Genomic DNA, 20304 nt, shown 5'->3' with positions numbered 1-20304 from the left:
CGGCGCCCGCGGAACCGGGCGCCGGCGCGGGGCGTGCCGGTCACCAGCCGACGGCGACCACCAGCCACTGCGGGTCTCCGTGCGAGACGAACGTGGACTGGGCGGCCACATCGTCGTACGGGAAGCCGTAGGCGAGGTGGTTGATGCCGTGGTCGTGCCAGAACTTCGCGTAGTGGTTCGCCGGCGCCGCCTGGTAGTACCGCGACGGGTCCTGCCACTGCGACTGCGGCAGGTGGGCCGTGTGCCGGTTCAGCGCCGCGCACATGTCGGGGTTGCCGGCCAGCGATCCGGCGCAGCCGGTGATGTTCGACGTGGGCTCGTCGACCCCCACGGACTGGGCGTAGGACGTGAAGTAGTTCGCGTACCGGCCACCGGCGCGGAAGTCCGGCGCACTGCCCGGGGCCGGGATCCGGTACGGCGCGTCCACCGTCGCCAGGTCCTTGAACTCGGTCGGCACCTCGGCCTGGAACTTGGCGAACGTGGCCGAGCGGTCCTCCTGGAAGGTCGGGTAGCCGTCGCCGACCTGCACGTCGTAGCCGTCGTGCGCGTGCAGCCGCATGGCGAGCTTCAGCGCGAACGCGTCCACCCGGGTGGTGTTGCCGTTGAACACGTCGGGGCCGACGGTGAACTCGATGAAGTCGGTGTACTGGCTGTTCGGCGTGCCCAGGGAGAAGTACATCCGCCCGGCCGAGTTGGCCGGCATGTCGAGGTAGGGCTGCTCGGCGATCGAGTGGGTCTGGCCGCCGAAGTTCCAGTACACCTGGCTGTCCGGGTACCTGCCGTTCGTCCGGTTGAGCACCTTGACCGTCAGCACGTTCCGCGCGGCCGGGATGGTGCTGGTGTCACCCCAGAACGAGTCGGGCGGGATGCCGGCACCGGGTGGCGTGGTCCCGCCGCCGGTGCCGGAGACCTGGAACTCCCACAGTGAGACGCCGTAGGGAGTGGCCCGGGCGGTCGCGTACAACCGCACGTACCGGCCGGAACCGGATACGTCGAGGGTCTGCGTACCGCCGGTTCCCGTCGTCGTCTGGTACACAGTGGACCAATTGGACCCGTTGTCGGACAACTGGATTTGGTAGGCCGTGGCGTAGGCGGCCTCCCAGCGCAGCACGACCTGGCTGACGGTCGCCGCGCCGCCGAGGTCGATTTGGATCCACTGCGGATCGCCGAACTGCGAGGACCACCGGGTGCCGGCGTTCCCGTCGACCGCGGCGGCCGCGGGCGTGCCGGAGGTCTCCACCGACGACACGGTGGCGGGTTTCCCTTGCGAGATCACCGCATCGGCCGCGCTAGCCGACGGGACGGCGAGGCCGAGCACGGCTACCGCGACGGCTGCCGCCGGCGTCACCCACCGGGTACCGGGTCCGCGGCGAGGGCGCCGCGGCGGGACGTTCGTGAACATGGTTCCTCCCTGGCCAGGAAGCGGACGAACCACCGCCAGTCGGGCACGGCGCAGTCCGGCTCGTCCCTGAACGCCGGGCGGATGCCCTCGTGGGCCGGCGGGAACGATCGGTGAAAAGGTTCATACCACCACCCCCGGCCTGTCAACCCTTGACAGATCCCACCAAGGCAGGACGTCGCCGCGAACCCGGGCTCCGCCGGCGGGCAGGGCCCGCGGCGACGTCCGCGGCGGTGCTGCCGAATCCGAACGGAGTGTTGATCGGGTCCACACCGCCACGCCAGGACCGATCGGCCATGACGGCAGCGAAAGAAACGCCAGACTGGTATGCAGTGGTGTCATGGCCTTCTCCGATATCTCGCTGACCGCGCTGCGGGTGTTCCGGGAGGTCGCCGAGCGGGGCACGCTCACCGCCGCGGCGGCCGCGCTCGGCTACACCCAGTCCGCGGTGTCCCGGCAGATCGCGTCGCTGGAACGCGCGGCCGGGACGCCGTTGCTGGAGCGGCGTCACGACGGCGTGCGGCTCACCTCGGCCGGGCAGATCGTGGTCCGCCGCGCCGCCGACGTCATCGACCAGCTCGACGCCACCGCCCTCGAACTCGCCGGACTGCCGGGCGAAGAGGGAACGGTCCGGCTGGGCTGGTTCCCGACGGCCGGGGCCGACCTGCTTCCCCGGGCGTTGTCGGCCCTGCGGCGGACGCACCCGGCGATCACCGTGCTCAGCCGGGAAGGCCGGACCCCGGCGCTGATCCGCGCATTGCGCGCCGGGACCGTCGAGCTGGCGCTGCTGGCCTCGGCGCCGCCGTTCCGGCCGCCCGACACCGAGACCCCGGCCCTGGTCCTGGTCCTGCAGACCCTCGCCGAGCGCAGCCTGCGCGTGGCCGTGCCCGAGCACCACCCGCTGGCACGCCGGGAGTACGTCGACGTCGCCGACCTGCGCGGCCGGCGCTGGATCGGCGGCTCAGGCGACGACCACGTGATGGGCGTGTGGCCCGGCCTCGACGAACGGCCCGAGATCGCGCACACCGCCCGCGACTGGCTGGCGAAGCTGCACCTCGTCGCCGCCGGCTGCGGTATCACGACCGTGCCCGGCTCGATCGGCTCCGTCGTGCCGCCGGGAGTCCGGGTGATGACCGTCCGCGGCGGCCCCGGAGAACAACGCCGCATCCTGCTCGCCCGCCTCCCACGACCGCTCTCGGAACCGGCGGCCCGCGTCGCCGCCGCGTTGCGCGCCGCGGCCCTGGAAACAGCCGCCTGATCGGGGGCCGATCATGATCGAGGAAGAGCAGGACCGCCTCGACGCGGGCCGCCGCGCACGATCGGCGTCACTTCAGCGCCATTCCCGGGACCCGGGCACGGATCGCGTCCATGGTCGCCTCGTCCGAAACGCCCTGCCAGTCGTACCGCGGCGTGTAGGGCGCGGTGAGGGCGCGGACGTCCTCGTCGCCGAGCTCGACGTCCAGCGACGCGATCGCGTCGTCGATCTGCTTGGTCGAACCGGCGCCGACCAGCGGAGCGGTGACGACCGGCTGGCGGTGCAGCCACGCCAGCGCGATCGAGGCACGGCTCACCCCGTGGCCGGCCGCGACCTTCCCGACCGCGTCGATGATGGCGCGGTTCGACGCCTCTTCCGCAGGTGAGTACAGCAGGTCGGCGTAGCCGCCGTCGGTCTCCGACCGGGCGGTCGACTTCGCGTCGTCCCAGGCACGGGCCAGCCGGCCGCGCGCCAGTGGGCTCCAGATGATCGTGCCGACGCCCTCGTCCAGGCACAGCGGGATCATCTCGCGTTCTTCCTCACGCGCCAGCAGGTTGTAGTGGTCCTGCATCGAGACGAACCGGGCCCAGCCGTGCTGCCTCTGCAGGTGCAGCGCCTTGGCGAACTCCCAGGCGAACATCGACGACGCGCCCAGGTAGCGCACCTTGCCCGTCTTCACCAGGTCGCTGAGCGCTTCGAGGGTCTCCTCCAGCGGGGTGGCGTGGTCGTTGCGGTGCACCTGGTAGAGGTCGATGTAGTCGGTGCCCAGCCGCCGCAGGGAGTGCTCGACCTCGGTCATGATCGCTTTGCGGGACAAGCCTTTCCCGTTGGGGCCGGGGCGCATGGGGTGGCGCAGCTTGGTGGCGATCACCACGTCGTCGCGGTCGGCGAAGTCCTTCAGTGCCCGGCCGAGAATCTCTTCGCTGGAGCCGTTGGAGTACATGTTCGCGGTGTCGAAGAAGTTGATGCCCGCGTCGAGGGCGTGCTTGATCAGCGGCCGCGCGTCGTCCTCGCCGAGGGACCAGACGGGGTGGCCGCGATCAGGCTCGCCGTAGGTCATCGCGCCGATCGCGATGGGCGAGACGTCCAGACCGGTGGTGCCGAGTTTCACGTAACGCATGGGAGATCTCCTGCCCAGAAACTTGCGGAGGATTCTCCGCAAGTGCCACCCAAACTAGCGGAGGATTGTCCGCGAGTCAACGAGGAGGCACTATGGGGTCATGACCGACCAGACGCCGGGCACCTACGGCACGCAGCGCAAGGCCGCCGCGCGCAACCGTGTCGCGATCATCGAGGCCGCCCACGAGCTGTTCGCGCAGAACCCGCTGGTGCCGCTGAGCGAGGTCGCCAAGCGCGCCGGCGTCGGCGCCGGGACCCTCTACCGCCACTTCCCCACCCGGGAAGACCTGATCCTCGCGGCCTACCAGCACGACATCGAGCGCCTGACGACCACCGCCGACGACGTGCTGGCACGGCATTCGTCCGCGAAGGCCGCCTTCATCGAGTGGTTCGAGACGCTGTCGGCCTACATCCGCATCAAGCACGGCCTCGGGGACGCGTTGCACAGCGCCGCGGCCCAGGAACTGATCAGCGCCTCCTGGGCACCCACCACCGCCGCGGTCAAGAAGCTCGTCGACGCCTGCGTGGCCGAGGGCACCATCGCCGCCGGACACGATCCCGCGGACATCATCATGTTGATGAGCTTCCTGTGGCGCGTCGCGAACAACGACGAGGGCACCGCACAAGGGCGGCGCCTGATCGCCGCCGTGTTCTCCGGCTTGGAACAAGCGCCCCGGCCGGAGTGAGCGCGTGCGCGTGGACGGCTGCGGGCTGATCCGCTCGCTCGCCTGGTCGGTGTCGACGTGGCTGACCCAGTCCCACCCACAGGGGAAAGGACCCAGGCGACCGTGTGACGTTGGCCACCGGCGTCTCCTCTCGCCCCTGGCTTCCTCGGCAAACCGCGCCGGACCGGGCACGGCGGCGGAAATCTGCGTACGTTGACACCGAAATGCGGGCCGCGGCCCGTATCGTTTGTGACCAACCGCTTAGTAGGCTCGCGGGCACGAGCCCGCTTCTCAACGACGAGGAGGTCCCCCGTGACCGATTCCCCTTCCCGTGTCGCCGTGGTCACCGGTGCCGGCCGCGGCATCGGAGCCGCCGTCGCGGCGCGGCTGGCCGATGACGGTTTCGCCGTCGGGCTGCTCGACCTCGACGAGGCCGGTGTCAAGCAGGGTGCCGAGGCCATCGTCGCCAAGGGTGGCAAGGCCGTCGGGGTCACCCTCGACGTCAGCGACGCCGAGCAGGTCGAGGCCGCCGTCGCCCGCGTCGCCGCCGAACTCGGGCCGCCGGTCGTGCTGGTCAACAACGCCGGCATCACCCGCGACAACCTGATCTTCAAGATGACCGAGCAGGAGTGGGACTCCGTGCTCGGCGTGCACCTCAAGGGCTCCTTCCTGATGACCCGCGCGGTGCAGAAGCACATGACCGAGCAGAAGTACGGCCGGATCGTCAACCTGTCGAGCACGTCGGCGCTGGGCAACCGCGGCCAGGTCAACTACTCCGCGGCGAAGGCGGGCATGCAGGGCTTCACGAAGACCCTCGCCATCGAACTCGGCAAGTTCAACGTCACCGCCAACGCGATCGCCCCCGGCTTCATCGCCACCGACATGACCGCGGCGACCGCCGAACGGCTCGGCATGAGCTTCGAGGACTTCAAGGCGGCGGCCGCGTCGCAGATCCCGGTGCAGCGCGTCGGCACGCCCGAAGACATCGCCAACCTGACGTCGTACCTGGTCAGCGAGGGCGCCGGGTTCGTCTCCGGCCAGGTCGTCTACGTTGCCGGCGGACCGAAGGACTGAGGCCGATGCGAGAGTTCCAGAACCTCGACGAGTTCGCGGCCGCGGCCGGCGAGCACCTCGGGTACAGCGAGTGGCTGACCATCACCCAGGAGCGCGTCAACCAGTTCGCCGACGCCACCGACGACCACCAGTGGATCCACGTGGACGAGCCGATGGCGGCGGCGGGCCCGTTCGGCGGCACCATTGCCCACGGCTTCCTGACGCTGTCGCTGCTGTCGGCGTTCGGCCCGAAGATCTACCGGGTCAACGGGATCAAGATGGGCATCAACTACGGCCTCAACAAGGTCCGCTTCCCCCAGCCGGTGAAGGTCGGCTCGAAGGTGCGCGCCGGCGCGGAACTGGTGGAGATCACCGACATCCCGGGCGGCAAGCAGGCGGTGTCGAAGTGGACCGTCGAGATCGACGGCGAAGCGAAGCCCGCGTGCGTCGCCGAGTGGGTCACCCGTTTCCTCGCGTGACCCGGCCCCGAACGCATCTTTCCCCAGGAAAGATACGTCCGAAGGCCCCCTGGACGTATCTTTCCTAGGGAAAGTGTGGCTTTACCGGGTCTACCTTGCGGCATACCGACCAGTCGGTATCATCGCTCGAACGAAGCTTGAGGAGGCACGATGAGCCGCACCGACCCGCCGGGTCTCGACCTGGGCCGCCTGCGCGCCCACCTGGAGGCGCAGCGGCCCGGCCTGGTCGCCGGGGAGCTGACCGCGGACGTCGTGGAGGGCGGCCGGTCGAACCTCACCTACGTGGTGGGCGACGGCCGGTCGCGCTGGGTGGTGCGCCGCCCGCCGCTCGGGCACGTGCTGCCGACGGCGCACGACATGAGCCGCGAGTTCCGGGTGATCTCCGGGCTGCGCGACACCGCCGTGCCGGTGCCCGAGGCACTCCTCCTCTGCGAGGACACCGACGTCGTCGGGGCGCCCTTCTACGTCATGAGCTTCGTCGAGGGCACGCCCTACCGGACCGCGGACGAACTCGCGAAGCTCGGCCCCGACCGCACCCGCGCGATGGCCGACGCGCTGGTCGGCACGCTCGTCGACCTGCACGCGGTGGACCCGGTCGCGGTCGGGCTGGGCGACTTCGGCCGCCCGGAAGGCTTCCTGGAACGGCAGCTGCGGCGGTGGAAGAAGCAGCTGGACGCGTCCCGCAGCCGCGACCTCTCCGGCGTCGACGAGCTGCACGACCGGCTCGCCGCGGCGGTGCCGGTGTCCGGCGCGCCGTCGATCATCCACGGCGACTACCGGCTCGACAACGTCCTGGTGGACGGCGAAGACCGGATCTCCGCGGTGCTCGACTGGGAGATGTCGACGCTGGGCGACCCGCTGACCGACCTCGCGCTGCTGGTGGCCTACGCCGAGCGGGACAAGGTCTCGCTGCCCTTCGTGTCCAACGCCAGCTCGGCCCCGGGCTACCCGGCCACCGACGAGGTCGTCGCCCGCTACGCCGAGCTTTCCGGGCGGGACGTCTCGCAGCTGAACTGGTACGTCAGCTTCGCGTTCTTCAAGCTGGCCGTGATCCTGGAAGGCATCCACTACCGCTTCACCCGCGGCCAGACGGTCGGGGCGGGCTTCGAAGGCGTCGGCGCCGGGGTCGCGCCGCTGATCGCGCACGGCAACGAGATTCTCAAAGAGGAGAAGTAAATGGACTTCGCGTTCGACGAGAAGACCGAGGAGCTGCGCGGGAAGCTCCTCGAGTTCATGGACTCGCACATCTACCCCGCCGAGCCGGTGTTCGAGCGGCAGCTCGCCGAACGCGACGACCCCTGGGCCATCCCGCCGGTCGTCGAGGAACTCAAGGCCGAAGCACGCAAGCGCGGGCTGTGGAACTTCTTCCTCCCCGGCGAGCACGGCGCGGGCCTGACGAACCTGCAGTACGCGCCCCTCGCCGAGATCACCGGCCGCAGCATCCGGCTCGCGCCGACCGCGCTCAACTGCGCGGCCCCGGACACCGGGAACATGGAAGTGCTGGCCATGTTCGGCAACGAGCAGCAGCAGAAGCAGTGGCTGGAGCCGCTGCTGAACGGCGAAATCCGCTCGGCGTTCGCGATGACCGAGCCGGACGTCGCCTCCTCCGACGCCCGCAACATCGAGACCGCCATCCGGCGCGACGGCGACGAGTACGTCGTCAACGGCCGCAAGTGGTACATCTCCGGGGCGATGAACCCCGCGTGCAAGATCTTCATCGTGATGGGCAAGACCGACCCCGGCGCCGCGCCGCACAAGCAGCAGAGCATGATCCTGGTCCCCCGTGACACCCCGGGCGTCACGGTCAAGCGCGGCATGCACGTCTTCGGCTACGACGACAGCGACCACGGCGGCCACGCCGAGGTGCTCTTCGAGGACGTCCGCGTGCCGGTCGAGAACCTCATCGCCGGCGAGGGCGACGGGTTCGCCATCGCCCAGGCCCGGCTCGGCCCGGGCCGCATCCACCACTGCATGCGGGCCATCGGGATGGCCGAGCGGGCGCTGGAGCTGATGTGCCGCCGCGCGATCTCCCGGGAGGCGTTCGGCAAGCCGATCGCCCAGCAGGGCGTGGTGCAGGACTGGATCGCCGAATCGCGCGTCAAGATCGAGCAGCAGCGGCTGCTCGTGCTCAAGACCGCGTGGCTGATGGACACCGTCGGCAACCAGGGCGCGCACACCGAGATCCAGGCGATCAAGATCTCCACGCCGGTCACCGTCGAGTGGATCCTCGACAAGGCCGTGCAGGTGCACGGCGCGGGCGGGGTCAGCCAGGACTTCCCGCTGGCCGCCATGTGGGCCGGGAACCGCACGCTGCGCCTGGCCGACGGGCCGGACGAGGTCCACAAGCGCTCGCTGGCCCGGCGCGAACTGAAGAAGTACCTCTCGGAGGGCGCGAAGTGACTGTCACTGCCGAAGACCTGACCCGCCAGGCGACGGAGTTCCTGGCCGCGCACGACCCGAAGTCGACCGGCCCGCTGGAGTTCCTGCGGGCCCGGTTCGACGCCGGTCTCGCCTGGGTCCACTTCCCCGCCGGGCTCGGCGGGCAGAACGCGCCGCGTGCTCTGCAGTCCGTTGTGGACAGGGTGTTCACCGAAGCCGGCGCGCCGGACAACAACCCGCGCCGGATCGGCATCGGCCTCGGCATGGCCGCGCCGACCATCCTCGCCTTCGGCACGCCGGAGCAGCGCGAGCGCTTCCTGCGTCCACTGTGGACCGGCGAGGAGGTGTGGTGCCAGCTGTTCAGCGAGCCGGGCGCCGGCTCCGACCTGGCCGCGCTGGGCACCCGCGCCGTCCGCGACGGCGACGACTGGATCGTCACCGGCCAGAAGGTGTGGACCTCCGGCGCGCACGAGTCGCAGTGGGCGATCCTGGTCACCCGCACCGACCCGGACGTGCCGAAGCACCAGGGCATGACGTACTTCCTGTGCGACATGACCGCCCCCGGCGTCGAGGTGCGGCCGCTGCGCCAGATCACCGGCGAGGCCGAGTTCAACGAGGTGTTCCTGACCGACGTCCGGATCCCGGACACCCAGCGCCTCGGCGCGGTCGGCGAGGGCTGGAAGGTCGCGCAGACGACGCTGATGAACGAGCGCGTCGCGATCGGCGGGTACGTCCAGCCCCGCGAGGGCGGGCTGATCGGGATCGTCGCGAAGACCTGGCGAGAGCGGCCCGAGCTGCGCACGCCGGAGCTGCGTGACCGCCTGGTGCGGCACTGGGTCGAGGCGGAGACGCTGCGGCTGGCCGGCACCCGGCTGCGCCAGCAGCTCGCGGTCGGCGCGCCGGGGCCGGAGGGCTCGGCCATGAAGGTCGCCTTCTCCGAGCTCAACCAGGCGCTCACCGGCCTGGAGGTCGAACTGCTCGGCGAAGAGGGCCTGGCCTACGACGACTGGACGTTCCGGCGCCCGGCGATCGTCGACTTCAACGGCCGCGAAGCCGGTTACCGGTACCTGCGCGCGAAGGGCAACTCCATCGAGGGCGGCACCTCGGAGGTCCTGCGCAACATCATCGCCGAGCGCGTGCTGGGCTTGCCCTCGGAGCCGCGCGTCGACAAGGACGTCGCCTGGAAGGACCTCCCCCGATGAGTCAAACACCGCGTGACCTGCTCTATTCCGACGTCGAGGAAGATCTGCGGGCTTCGGTCCGGGACCTGCTCAAGGCCAAGGCCGGCGCCGAAGCGCTGCTGGCGCGGGTGGAGACGGCCGAGCCGTACGACCTGAAGCTGTGGCGCACGCTGGCCGACGAGGTGGGCGTGGCCGGGCTGGCGGTGCCGGAGGAGCTGGGCGGCCACGGCGCGTCGGCCCGCGAGGTCGCCGTCGTGGCCGAAGAGCTGGGCCGCAGCGTCGCGCCGGTGCCGTTCCTCGGCAGTGTCGTGCTGGCGACGACCGCGCTGCTGCACACGGCCGACCGCGACTTCGTCGGACGGCTCGCGGCGGGACAGGCGATCGGCGCACTGGCCGTGCCGCTGTCGACGGCGCCGGGCGCGGGCTTCCCGTCGTCGGTGACGGCTTCCGCGGACGGCACGCTCACCGGGCGGGTGGGCACGGTCGCCGACGCGTCGGTGGCGGACCTGCTGGTCGTCCCGGCCGCCGGGCCGGACGGGCCCGCGCTGTACGTGGTCGAGGCACCGGCGGCGGTGTCGGTGTCGGTGTCGGAGCTGGTGTCGTTCGACCTGACGCGGCGCGTGGCCGACGTCTCGCTGGAAAACGCCCCGGCCACGCTGGTCGCCTCCGGGCCGGAGGCCGCCGCGGCGCTGGAGCAGGCGCTGCTGTTCGGCGCGGGCATCCTCGCGTCGGAGCAGACGGGCGTCGCCGAGTGGGCGCTCACCGAGACGGTGACCTACCTCAAGGGCCGCTACCAGTTCGGCCGGCCGGTCGGCGGGTTCCAGTCGCTCAAGCACCGGCTGGCGAACCTGTACACCGACCTCGTCCTGGCCCGCGCGGCGGCCCGCAACGCCGCGGACGCGCTGGCCACGGGCACCGACGTGCCGATCGCGGTGGCGGTGGCCCAGGCCCGCAACGCGCCGATCGCGGTCAAGGCGACCGAGGAGGCGGTCCAGCTGCACGGTGGCATCGGGATGACGTGGGAGCACCCGGCGCACCTGTACCTGAAGCGGGCGAAGGCGGACGAGATCGCCCTCGGCACCCCCGGCCGGCATCGCGCCCGGCTGGCGGACCTGGTCGACCTGCCGGCGTGAACTCCCGGAAGCGGCCCGTTCCCGGGTGGGAGCGGGCCGCTCGCCGACGACCACCGCGGAATTCATGAAGATAATTCAGTTTAGTTCGGAATTTTCGCTCACCTGAGCGAAAATTTTGTGAGCCAGGCCACTTCACGGCTAAAAGGGTGACAAAAATGCCCTTCCTCCCATGGTTCTCGCCGGCTCCCGGATCTAACCTGTGCGCCATGGAAACAGCCGTCGCGCCGGCCGACGCCGGTGCGCTGGAGCAATTGACCATCACCGTCGGCGGTCACCACCACAGCGCCCTCGCGGCCGGGCCCGCGGCGGGCGAACTGGTTCTGCTGCTGCACGGCTGGCCCGAGTTCGCCGACGCCTGGACCGAGCAGCTCCACGCCCTCGGCGAGGCCGGCTACCGCGCACTGGCGGTCGACCAGCGCGGCTACGCGGCCGGCGCGCGCCCGGACGGCGTCGCGCACTACACGCTCGATCACCTGGTCGGCGACGCCCTCGCGTTCGCCGACAGCCAGGGAGCGGCCCGCTTCCACCTGATCGCCCGCGACTGGGGCGGCATGATCGCGTGGGCCCTCGCCGCGGCCCACCCGGACCGGCTCCGGTCGCTGACGGTGCTCTCGACGCCCCACCCCTCGGCCCTCCAGCGCGCGGTGGCCACCGACGACGGCCAGTTCCACGACCTCGGCTACATCCGGTTCTTCCGCCACGAAGCGGGCAAAGCCGAAAAATACCTCTTACGCGACGAAGCCGCGCAATTACGTGCTGTTTACAACCGGCGCATTCCGAAAACCGTCGTCGAACGTTCGGTGGCCCGCCTTTCGGAACCGGGCGCGCTGACGGCCACGTTGAATTGGTACCGCGGAGCGACGAACGACGAGTTCGACATCCCGGCGGGCCGCATCACGGTCCCGACGCTGTACCTGTGGGGCCGCGAGGACCCGTACCTGGGCCAGACCGCCGCGGAACAGACGGTGCACCACATCGACGCGGAGTACCGGTTCCAGATCGTCGAGGGCGCGAGCCAGTGGATGGCGATGGAGGCCCCGGACGAGGTGAGTGCCCTGCTGCTGGACCACCTCCAGCGGCACCGGCGGGCGATCACAGGTCGCTGAGCGAGGTTCCGGTGACGGTCACCTGCCCCGCCGGACCCCGCCGCGGCCGCCGGGTCCCGGGCGGCGGCGGATCCCAGGCGAAGTTCGCCTGGCCGGCGAACCCGGAAACAGTGGCGGACACGTGGTGCTGCGCCAGCACCTGCCGGATCCGGCCGGGCAGCGGGCCGTTTTCGGTCCAGCAGCCTTCGAGGACGACCCGGGCGCCGTCCGTCATGAGGTGGTGGTCTTCCACCAGCGGTGCGACGACGTCCGCGAAGTTCGCGTCGTCGATCAGTTCACGGCTGGGGTTGGCGGCCGAACCGGTGATCGCGACGATGAAGTCGCCGCGGTCCCCGGCACCGTGGCCGACGAAGCCGAGGGTGCCGACCCGGGCGCCCTCCTGCGCGAGCTGCTGCGCGATCCGCCGCAGTTCCGCCTGGACGCCGGCGACACTCGACGCGGCGACGACGTAGTCGGCGCCGGCGGATCGGGCCCGGAGCCGGAACATGTCCGTCATCGAGCGTGGCCGCCGCGGATGGCGCCCGGCGGTCCCGGTGAACCGGGGCTCCGCGCGATCGCCGGTGGTGATGACGTAGATGCTGACGACCCGCTGCGGCGTGCTCCCGGCCGCGGTACCCGCCGGGGCCGTCCCGCTCGCGGCCGGCGTGGCGGGACCGGGCCGGGGCTGACGCTGGAGGGACACGTGGCCGCGGCGCAGCAGATCGCCGACCGCGGCGTTGCCGGCGGTGCGCTGGAGCACCAGCAACGGGTCGGCCGGGATCGCACCGGCCCGGGGCTCACCGGTGACCTGCGCTCGCGGCGCCGGCTGCCGAGGCTGCCGGCAGTGCCCGGACGTCCCGTCCATCCGGCCAGTATGCGGATCCGGGTCCGGGCGGGAAAGACTTCATCCGGCTGACGCCGGCCCTAGCCCACCGGCGGCCGCAAGGCGTCGAGCAGCAGGTCCGCGTAGTGGTCGCCGATCTGGCGGGCCGTCAACGACCCGCTTCGCCGGTACCACGACCCCAGGTGGTGCACCGACCCGAAGAAGAAGTCCACCACCACGTCCGCCGGCTTGTCGGTGCGGAACTCCCCCGACGCCTGGCCCTCCTCGATCAGCCCGCGGAACCGCTCGTGGTACTTGCGACGCTCCGCCCGCACCGCCTTCTGCTTGTCCGGGGACAGCTGGTGCATCGACTGCAGGAAGATCGTGTTGTCGTCGAGGTTGTCGATGCTGGACACCACGACGTCGGACGCCGCCGCCGACAGGCGCTGCCGCAGCGGCGCGTCCGACGTGGCCACGCTCTCCAGCTGACGGGTCTGCTCGCGCAGGACGCGCGCGTAGATCTCGTAGAGCAGGTCGTCCTTCGAGCCGAAGTAGTGGTACATCGCGCCCTTGGTGACGCCCGCCGCCTCGACGATCTCCTGGACGGACGTGCGGTCGAAGCCCTTCTTGGCGAACAGCTTCGTGGCGTGCTCCAGCAGCCGCCGGGGCACGGCGGCCTGGTCGTCGCCCGTGGCCTCGCCCGGCTTGCGGGTGCTTGCTCGGGTCACCGCACCTACCCCTTCCCGTCAGGACGACTCAGGATAACGGCTCAGCCGCGCCAGGCCAGGAACCGCCGCGGGTTGTCCACGAGCATGGTCGTGATGTCCGTTTCGGACACCCCGCGCTCCCGCAGCGCCGGCAGCACGTCCCGGGTGATGTGCAGGTAGTGCCAGTTCGGCGCGATCGCGGGCAGTTGCCCGGCGGGCAGCCAGTCGATGTAGCACGACGCGTCGTGCGAGAGCACCATGCTGCCCGCGTACCCGCGTTCGCACAGCGCCGCGACGGTGTTCACCCGTTCCTCGAACGGCAGCAGCAGGTCCAGGCCGAAGCGGTCCATCCCGAGCAGCGAGCCGGCGTCGGCGAGCTCGGTGAGGTACCCCAGGTCCGTCGAGTCGCCCGAGTGCCCGATGAGCACCCGGGTCAGGTCGACACCTTCGGCCGCGAAGATTTCCTGCTGCTCCAGCCCGCGCCGCGTGCCCGCGTGCGTGTGCGTCATGATCGGCGCGCCCGTCTCGACGTGCGCCTTCGCCACCGCGCGCAGGACGCGTTCGACACCGGGCGTCACCCCCGGCTCGTCGGTGGCGCACTTGAGCAGCCCGGCCTTGACGCCGGTGCCGGCGATGCCGTCCCGGAGGTCGCCGACGAACATCCCGATCAGCGGGTCTTCGCCCTGCAGCAGCGTGCCGGGCCCGCGGAAGTGCAGGTAGTGCGGCACGTCGTGGTAGGTGTACAGCCCGGTCGCGACGACGATGTTGACCTCGACCTCGGCCGCCACCCGCTGCACGCGCGGGACGTAGCGGCCGAGGCCGATCACCGTCGGGTCGACGATCGTGTCGATCCCGGCGGCCTTCAGCTCGGTCAGCCGCCGGATCGCCTCGGGGACGTGCTCGTCCTCGCGGAACCCTTCGTGCTCCGGGTAGTTGTCGGCGAATTCGGGGCTCAGCACGAAGAGGTGTTCGTGCATCAGCACCCGGCCCAGCGCCTCCGGCGCGATCGCGCCGCGGACCGTCTCGACCACCGCGCTACCCCCGCGCCCGCAGTTCGCGGCGGAGGATCTTGCCGCTCGTGGTCTTCGGCAGCTCGTCGAGGACTTCGACGGTGCGCGGGTACTTGTAGGCGGCGAGCCGTTCCTTGCACCAGGCGACCAGCTCCGCGGGATCGGCGGTCGCCCCGGGCGCCGGGCTGACGTAGGCCTTGACCGTCTCGCCACGGTAGGAGTCGGCGATCCCGACCACGGCGGCCTCCCGCACGGACGGGTGCGTGTACAGGACGTCTTCGACCTCCCGCGGCCAGACCTTGAAGCCGGACGCGTTGATCATGTCCTTCTTGCGGTCGACGACGTAGACCCAGCCGCGTTCGTCCATGAACCCGATGTCGCCGGTGAGCAGCCGCCCGCCGGGCAGCGCCTCTGCGGTGGCGTCGGGACGGTTCCAGTAGCCCGAAACGACCATCGGACCCTCGACGGCGATCTCCCCCGCTTGCCCGGGAGGCAGCTCTTCGCCGTTTTCGCCGAGGATCCGGACGATCGTGTCCGGCACCGGCAGGCCGATCGAGATGGTGCCGGATTCCGGGTCGATGGGCGCTTCCAGGGTGCCCGGGACCACGACGCAGCCCGCGGTGGTTTCGGTGAGGCCGTAGCCGTTGTGGATGTAGTGCCCGGTCTTCGCCCGGAAGGCCTCGACGACGGCGGGCGGCAGCGCGGCGCCGCCGGAGTACAGCAGCGCGAACGAATCGAAGTGCTCCCGGCTGAACGACGGGTGCGCCATCAGCGCCATGTAGGCCGTGGACGGCCCGACCGTGTACGACGGCTTGTGCTCGAGGAACGCGTCGAGCACGACACCCGGCTCGAAGCGGTAGGCCAGGGCCAGGGTGCCCTCGATGTCGATCGCGGAGCCGAGCTCGCAGACCATGCCGGTGATGTGGAACAGCGGCGCGAGCCCGAAGAGCGTCGAGCCGGCGGGCAGGCCGCTGAACGAGCCGAGCCCGGCGGCGTTGGTGCCGATGTTGCCGTGGGTGTTCGTGGCGCCCTTCGGCGTGCCGCTGGTGCCGGAGGTGTAGCTGATCAGGGCGGTGTCGTCGAGGGCGAAGGCGGGCTCCGGCGGTTTCGCCCCCGGCGTGGCCGCGGCTTCGAGGAGTTCGGTCGCGCCCGGCGTCTCCTCCTTTTCGACCTTGGCCAGAACTCGCTCGTCGTCGCGGGTCTGGAACTCGAGTTCGCTGGTGGTGAGCGCGATGCCGACGCCGTTGGCCGCCGCCGTCGCGCCGAGGTAGGCGTTCCAGCCGCGCTGCGAGCAGACGACCGCCTTCACGCCGGCGTCGGTGAACACGTGGGTGAGCTCGCGTTCCCGGTACATCGGGTTGACCGGCACCACGATTCCGCCGGCCTTCCACGCGCCCAGCAGGGCGATGACGAACTGCGGGATGTTCTGCAGCACCAGGGCGAGCCGGTCGCCGCGGGCGAAGCCGTGGGCGGTCAGGTACCGCGCAACGCCGTCGGAGAGCTCGTCGACCGCGCGATAGCTCAGCCGCGCGTCGAAGTACGCGATCGCGGCCCGGTCCGGGACGTGGTCCACGGCCCGGCGGAACGACTCGGGCAACGTCGTCGGCTTCGCCGGTTCCGCGTCCCGCACGCGTTCGTCGTAGCTCGCGAGCCAGGGCTTCGCGTCGTACCAGCTCATCCAGTGACCTCCTTTGGACACCGACCGGTCGGTATGCCGACGCTAGGAGGACACGGCGGCCCGCGTCAAGCCCGGGCCGGGTCACCGAAATTGCGCACAGCAATTCCGACGCGCCAAAACCACGCCAAAACAATGCAGCCAGATGCCGCCGTCACAGAGGTACACGTACCCCGGTTCGAAATGGTTCAGATCTTCTTTTTCGTCCGAATCACACTGGACAAACCCCTGGTCGAGCCGCCACTATGGCGTCGGCGACCAGGTTGGTCCGCCCCATCAGAGAACCCCGCCGTATCCCCCGAACACGGCGGAGTACCCATATGTTCACGCTAACTCACGCACGAAAACGGAGTCATTCATGCCTGCTTCCGGTGGACGACACCGCCTCTCCCGGCGGACGAAGATCGCGACGGCGGCCCTCGGCCTCGCGATCGCGGGCGGGGCGCTGGTGATCGCCACGACCGTCGGCGACCCCGGCGCCGCCAACGCCGCCTCGGGCGGTCAGGCGGCGGCCGGCCAGATCAGCTGTCCGGACGTGGCGAGCAAGCTCCCGGCCATCCCCGCGCAAGCCCAGGCCGAGGTGCAGCGCAACCTCGAGCTGCTGAACACCCAGATCGCCGAAGCCAACAACCGCCTGCAGACGACCGTCGGCCAGGGCGGCCCCAACTTCGTGCAGAACGCCATCCTCGGCCCGCTCGAAGACAAGCGCGTGGCGACGATCAACCGGATCGCCACCGCCATCGGCCGCAACGCCGAAAAGCCGCAGGGCCTCGACAGCCTGGCCACCTGCGCGGCGGGCGGGCAGGCCGGCACGGGCGCGGGTGCCGGTGCACCGGCACCGGAACCGGCTCCGGAACCGGCCGAAGGCAACGGCGGGCAGAACGGGAACACCGGCAACACGGGCGACGCCGGGGTCGGCCAGATCTCCTGCCCCGACGTGGAAAGCCGGCTCCCGGCCATCCCCGCCCAGGCCCAGGCCGAGGTGGAACGCAACCTCGAGCTGCTGAACACCCAGATCGCCGAAGCCAACAACCGCCTGCAGACGACCGTCGGCCAGGGCGGCCCCAACTTCGTGCAGAACGCCATCCTCGGCCCGCTCGAAGACAAGCGCGTGGCGACGATCAACCGGATCGCCACCGCCATCGGCCGCAACGCCGAAAAGCCGCAGGGCCTCGACGCTCTCGCGCCCTGTAGCCGATGACCACCGGGGTCCGGCGGGGGGTGCGCCCCGCCGGACCCGCGGTCACCGGGCCAGCAACGCGCTGATCCGCAGGAAGTTCCGCGCGGTCATCGTCACCCGCACCTCCGTGGTGACGACCGGATCGAATGCGAACGACGTCGGGTCGTTCGAACCGGTCCCCCACGTGATCCGCAGGTTCCGCACGGGCTCGAAGCCCCGGGGCGTGCGGCAGGTGACTTCGACGGCGACCGGCAGCGCCAGTTTCGCGTCCACGACGAAGTTCGCCGTGACGGCGCTGATCCGCTGGGCCGACGGCCAGGCCAGCGACACCCAGTCCTCGGCTCGCGGCCGGCTCACCGCCTTCAACGTCGAAGTCGCCGGTTTGACGTAGTAGTTGGACCAGCCGGTGGCCGGGTTCCCGTCCAGCATCGCCGCGGGCAGCGTGTCCGGGGCGCCCGAGTAGCTCGCGTCCGCGGTCGAGACGGCCGGGACCACGGGCGTTTCGACCGCGCGCGCTCCCGGGCCGTTGCGCTGCCCGAGCGAGGTGCCGGGCAAGGTGAGCTTCCCCGGGGTCAGCCCCGGAGCGCTCGCCGTCACGGTGATCCGCCCTCGCCCGCCGGTCGCCGCGATGACGGCGACGGCGAGCCCGTTGAACGCCGGGATCGTCGGCTGCTGGTAGCTCTGGGCGAGTTCCTGCCGTCCGTTGTCGACGCCGGCGACCCGGCCGGGGCCGGCGACGGTGAACCGCAGCACCGGTTCGACGCCGGGAACGACGACACCGCCGGCGTCCACGACCGACGCCGTCACGAACGTCATCGCCCCCGCCACCACCGGGTGCTCAGGCGGGTCCACGCTCAGCTTGACCGCCCGCGGCGGCCCGGCCGTAACGAGCCGGTCGCGCGCCACCTCGCGGCCGCCGTCCCGGGCGATCGCGGTCAGCGTGCCGGGCTCGAAGGGCACGGTCCAGCTCAGGTGCAGCTTGCCGGAGCTGCCGTTCGGGCTGGTGTAGCTGCCGGAGGGGTCGTTCTTGTCGTCACCGGCCGGCTCGGTCGTCTCCAGGTACGGAAATCCGTCCACAGTGGTCTTGCGGTCGAACTTCCTGACCCCCAGCGACTTCCCGTTCAGCACCAGCTCCACGGTGTCCACAGTGGAATAGACCCACACCGCGACGGGCTCGCCGGGCCGGTGGTTCGTCCAGTCCATCGGGGTCAGGTGCACCATCGGCGTGGTGACCCACTGGCTGCGGAACAGGTGGAAGGCGTCCTTGGGCAGGCCGGCGCTGTCGACCGCGCCGAAGAAGGACGTCTTGACCGGGAAGACGTCGTACGGCGTCGGTTCGCCGAGGTAGTCCTGCCCGGCCCAGAGGAACTGGCCCAGGCAGAACTTCCGGTCGCGGTCCTTCTTCAGCGAGTACTCGCCGCTGAACGTCCACGAGGCCAGGTTGTTGTCGTAGGACGACGTCGCCCGCTTCCCCGGCGTGTGGTTCTCGCCGGTGTTGAGCAGGTCCGGCTCCTGGTAGACGCCGCGCGTCGAGGTTTCCGACGACGACTCGGACTCGAAGAAGAACTTGTCCGGGTACTGCTTGTGCAGCCCGTCGATGGACTGGGCGGTGTTGTAGTTGACGCCGAGGCCGTCGAGCTGCTTCATGATGAGGTCCTGCGGCGAACCGGGCGCGGGCACGCTGCGGTAGCGGTCCGAGCCCATGATGACCGGCCGGGTCGGGTCGATCGCCCGGACCGCGGCGATCAGTCCCGCGGCGATCTCCGGGCCACCCGCCATCGACGCGTCCGGCACCTCGTTGCCGATCGACCACAGCACGACCGCGGGAGAGTTCTTGGCCGCGTGCACCATTTCGGCGATGTCCCGCCCGCTCCACTCGTCGAAGTCGCGGTGGTAGTCGTACTCGAGCTTGCCGGTCCGCCAGCAGTCGAACGCTTCGACCATCATGACGATCCCGAGCCGTTCGCAGACCGTCACCAGCTGCGGGTCCGGCGGGTTGTGCGCGGTCCGCAGCGCGTTGACGCCCATCGCGAGCATCAGCCGCATCTGGTGCTCCAGCGCGGCCGGGTCGACCACCGCGCCCAGCGCGCCCTGGCTGGAGTGCAGGTTGACCCCGCGCAGCTTCATCGGCACGCCGTTGAGCGAGAACCCGTTGTCGGGGTGGAACTCGGCGTAGCGGAAGCCGAAGTCCGCGGTGGTCGTGTCGAGCACGCGCCCGGCCACCACGACGTCGGTGCGCAGCCGGTACAGCCGGGGCGTGTCGATCGACCACAGCTGCGGGCGAGCGACCCGCAGCTCGCTCCCCGCCTTCGCCGTCCGGCCGGCGGCCACCGCCACGGTCGCCGAGCCGTTCGCCACGACGCGGCCCGCCGGGTCGGTGACGGTCGTCCGCACCTGTGCCGTGACCGGCGCGCCGGAGTCGTTGACGACGTCGGTCGCCACCCGCACGGTGCCCCGGCCGTCGGCGATGTCCGGGGTGGTGACGAACGTGCCGTGCCGGGCGACGTGCACCGGCTCGGTCACCACCAGGCGGACGCGGCGGTAGATCCCGCTGCCGGAGTACCAGCGGCTGCTGGGCAGCGGGTTCACCGCCCGCACGGCGAGGACGTTCGGCGTCCGCCCGTCGGTGTGCAGCCGTCCGGTCAGGTCGAAGGCGAACCCGGTGTAGGCGTACGGGTGGTTGCCGAGCAGTTCGCCGTTCAGGTACACGTGGGCGTCCGAGTAGACGCCGTCGAACTCCACCGACACGCGCTTGCCGTCGAGCGACGGCGGCAGCGTGAACGTCTTGCGGTACCAGCCGAGCCCGCCGCGGAAGAAGCCGGAACCGCTGCTGGTGCCCTTGTCGGTCGGCGGGAGCTCGATGCTCCAGTCGTGCGGGACGTCGACGACCTGCCACGCCGAGTCGTCGAAGCCGGGCTTGGGGGCGTCGGCGAAGCGGCCGCCGGGATCGGTGACGCCGTCGGGGTTGGCCAGGACGAACCGCCAGCCGGCACCGAGATCGTTTTCCCGCGCCTGCACCGGCTGCCCGAGCGCGTCGGCGGCCCGGGCGACCGGCGCGACGGCCGACGTGGCGACGGCGGCGCCGACCCCGCCCAGCACAACCCGTCTGCGGAAACCGCTCGGATCTTGTTCCGGCATCGGACAGGCCCCTTCCAGCGGCG

The 20304-nt window shown here is 71.0% G+C and carries 17 protein-coding genes; 10 read left to right on the top strand and 7 right to left on the bottom strand.

Going from position 1 to position 20304, the window contains the following annotated elements:
* Window positions 1-40: 40 nt before the first annotated feature.
* Window positions 41-1402, bottom strand: a complete 1362-nt coding sequence (locus tag ACLJQE_RS21150) for a beta-1,3-glucanase family protein (RefSeq protein WP_410641021.1) — start codon at window positions 1400-1402, stop codon at window positions 41-43.
* 337 nt (window positions 1403-1739) lie between these two features.
* On the opposite strand from ACLJQE_RS21150, the gene ACLJQE_RS21145 reads away from it, so the two are divergent.
* Window positions 1740-2657, top strand: a complete 918-nt coding sequence (locus ACLJQE_RS21145) for a LysR substrate-binding domain-containing protein (RefSeq protein WP_410641020.1) — start codon at window positions 1740-1742, stop codon at window positions 2655-2657.
* 67 nt (window positions 2658-2724) lie between these two features.
* On the opposite strand, the gene ACLJQE_RS21140 is transcribed toward ACLJQE_RS21145, so the two are convergent.
* A complete protein-coding gene (locus ACLJQE_RS21140; RefSeq protein ID WP_410641019.1) occupies window positions 2725-3774 on the bottom strand; it encodes an aldo/keto reductase in 1050 nt (349 codons plus the stop codon).
* A gap of 100 nt (window positions 3775-3874) precedes the next feature.
* Here ACLJQE_RS21140 and ACLJQE_RS21135 point away from each other — a divergent pair, with 100 nt between their 5' ends.
* From ACLJQE_RS21135 to ACLJQE_RS21100, 8 genes are all read left to right on the top strand, one after another.
* Window positions 3875-4459 carry a TetR/AcrR family transcriptional regulator gene (locus ACLJQE_RS21135; RefSeq protein WP_410641018.1) on the top strand — a complete coding sequence of 195 codons (585 nt, stop codon included), beginning with the start codon at window positions 3875-3877 and terminating at the stop codon, window positions 4457-4459.
* Window positions 4460-4750: 291 nt separating this feature from the next.
* Window positions 4751-5512: a 3-oxoacyl-ACP reductase FabG gene (gene fabG, locus ACLJQE_RS21130; protein ID WP_410641017.1), complete on the top strand. Its 762-nt coding sequence runs from the start codon at window positions 4751-4753 to the stop codon at window positions 5510-5512.
* A 5-nt stretch (window positions 5513-5517) separates the two neighbouring features.
* On the top strand, window positions 5518-5970 hold the full coding sequence (locus tag ACLJQE_RS21125; RefSeq protein ID WP_410641016.1) for a MaoC family dehydratase: 453 nt from the start codon (window positions 5518-5520) through the stop codon (window positions 5968-5970).
* 150 nt (window positions 5971-6120) lie between these two features.
* Window positions 6121-7146: a phosphotransferase family protein gene (locus tag ACLJQE_RS21120; RefSeq protein ID WP_410641015.1), complete on the top strand. Its 1026-nt coding sequence runs from the start codon at window positions 6121-6123 to the stop codon at window positions 7144-7146.
* A complete protein-coding gene (locus tag ACLJQE_RS21115) occupies window positions 7147-8370 on the top strand; it encodes an acyl-CoA dehydrogenase family protein (protein WP_410641014.1) in 1224 nt (407 codons plus the stop codon). It begins immediately after the preceding gene.
* A complete protein-coding gene (locus ACLJQE_RS21110) occupies window positions 8367-9551 on the top strand; it encodes an acyl-CoA dehydrogenase family protein (protein ID WP_410641013.1) in 1185 nt (394 codons plus the stop codon). The genes ACLJQE_RS21115 and ACLJQE_RS21110 overlap by 4 nt, the downstream gene beginning before the upstream one ends.
* Window positions 9548-10663, top strand: a complete 1116-nt coding sequence (locus ACLJQE_RS21105) for an acyl-CoA dehydrogenase family protein (protein ID WP_410641012.1) — start codon at window positions 9548-9550, stop codon at window positions 10661-10663. The genes ACLJQE_RS21110 and ACLJQE_RS21105 overlap by 4 nt, the downstream gene beginning before the upstream one ends.
* 206 nt (window positions 10664-10869) lie before the next feature.
* A complete protein-coding gene (locus ACLJQE_RS21100; protein ID WP_410641011.1) occupies window positions 10870-11769 on the top strand; it encodes an alpha/beta fold hydrolase in 900 nt (299 codons plus the stop codon).
* Here ACLJQE_RS21100 and ACLJQE_RS21095 read toward each other — a convergent pair.
* The 4 genes from ACLJQE_RS21095 to ACLJQE_RS21080 are packed head-to-tail and all read right to left on the bottom strand — an operon-like array spanning window position 11756 to window position 15966.
* Complete coding sequence (locus tag ACLJQE_RS21095) at window positions 11756-12613, bottom strand: hypothetical protein (RefSeq protein ID WP_410641010.1); 858 nt, start codon at window positions 12611-12613, stop codon at window positions 11756-11758. The genes ACLJQE_RS21100 and ACLJQE_RS21095 overlap by 14 nt on opposite strands.
* A gap of 59 nt (window positions 12614-12672) precedes the next feature.
* Window positions 12673-13299 carry a TetR/AcrR family transcriptional regulator gene (locus tag ACLJQE_RS21090; RefSeq protein ID WP_410641009.1) on the bottom strand — a complete coding sequence of 209 codons (627 nt, stop codon included), beginning with the start codon at window positions 13297-13299 and terminating at the stop codon, window positions 12673-12675.
* A 41-nt stretch (window positions 13300-13340) separates the two neighbouring features.
* Window positions 13341-14309: a phosphotriesterase gene (locus ACLJQE_RS21085; protein ID WP_410641008.1), complete on the bottom strand. Its 969-nt coding sequence runs from the start codon at window positions 14307-14309 to the stop codon at window positions 13341-13343.
* Between the two features lie 4 nt (window positions 14310-14313).
* Window positions 14314-15966, bottom strand: coding sequence for an AMP-binding protein (locus ACLJQE_RS21080; RefSeq protein ID WP_410641007.1), 1653 nt, complete (start codon window positions 15964-15966; stop codon window positions 14314-14316).
* Between the two features lie 355 nt (window positions 15967-16321).
* On the opposite strand from ACLJQE_RS21080, the gene ACLJQE_RS21075 reads away from it, so the two are divergent.
* Entirely contained in the window at window positions 16322-17164 is an 843-nt protein-coding gene (locus ACLJQE_RS21075; RefSeq protein WP_410641006.1) for a hypothetical protein, read from the top strand.
* Between the two features lie 42 nt (window positions 17165-17206).
* Here ACLJQE_RS21075 and ACLJQE_RS21070 read toward each other — a convergent pair whose 3' ends face one another.
* Window positions 17207-20281 (bottom strand): glycoside hydrolase family 2 TIM barrel-domain containing protein, encoded by a 3075-nt coding sequence (locus ACLJQE_RS21070; RefSeq protein WP_410641005.1) that lies wholly within the window; start codon window positions 20279-20281, stop codon window positions 17207-17209.
* Window positions 20282-20304: the final 23 nt, after the last annotated feature.

The organism is Amycolatopsis sp. lyj-346 (assembly GCF_046548975.1).
In the GTDB taxonomy this organism is placed as follows: domain Bacteria; phylum Actinomycetota; class Actinomycetes; order Mycobacteriales; family Pseudonocardiaceae; genus Amycolatopsis.
Note: the sequence above shows the minus strand (reverse complement) of the source record. Positions and strands in the feature narration are given on the sequence as shown.

Coding starts and splice junctions, on each gene's coding strand:
- ACLJQE_RS21150 (WP_410641021.1), bottom strand. CDS start 1,402: ATGTTCACGAACGTCCCGCCGCGGCGCCCTCGCCGCGGACCCGGTACC.
- ACLJQE_RS21145 (WP_410641020.1), top strand. CDS start 1,740: ATGGCCTTCTCCGATATCTCGCTGACCGCGCTGCGGGTGTTCCGGGAG.
- ACLJQE_RS21140 (WP_410641019.1), bottom strand. CDS start 3,774: ATGCGTTACGTGAAACTCGGCACCACCGGTCTGGACGTCTCGCCCATC.
- ACLJQE_RS21135 (WP_410641018.1), top strand. CDS start 3,875: ATGACCGACCAGACGCCGGGCACCTACGGCACGCAGCGCAAGGCCGCC.
- ACLJQE_RS21125 (WP_410641016.1), top strand. CDS start 5,518: ATGCGAGAGTTCCAGAACCTCGACGAGTTCGCGGCCGCGGCCGGCGAG.
- ACLJQE_RS21120 (WP_410641015.1), top strand. CDS start 6,121: ATGAGCCGCACCGACCCGCCGGGTCTCGACCTGGGCCGCCTGCGCGCC.
- ACLJQE_RS21115 (WP_410641014.1), top strand. CDS start 7,147: ATGGACTTCGCGTTCGACGAGAAGACCGAGGAGCTGCGCGGGAAGCTC.
- ACLJQE_RS21105 (WP_410641012.1), top strand. CDS start 9,548: ATGAGTCAAACACCGCGTGACCTGCTCTATTCCGACGTCGAGGAAGAT.
- ACLJQE_RS21100 (WP_410641011.1), top strand. CDS start 10,870: ATGGAAACAGCCGTCGCGCCGGCCGACGCCGGTGCGCTGGAGCAATTG.
- ACLJQE_RS21095 (WP_410641010.1), bottom strand. CDS start 12,613: ATGGACGGGACGTCCGGGCACTGCCGGCAGCCTCGGCAGCCGGCGCCG.
- ACLJQE_RS21080 (WP_410641007.1), bottom strand. CDS start 15,966: ATGAGCTGGTACGACGCGAAGCCCTGGCTCGCGAGCTACGACGAACGC.
- ACLJQE_RS21075 (WP_410641006.1), top strand. CDS start 16,322: ATGCCTGCTTCCGGTGGACGACACCGCCTCTCCCGGCGGACGAAGATC.
- ACLJQE_RS21070 (WP_410641005.1), bottom strand. CDS start 20,281: ATGCCGGAACAAGATCCGAGCGGTTTCCGCAGACGGGTTGTGCTGGGC.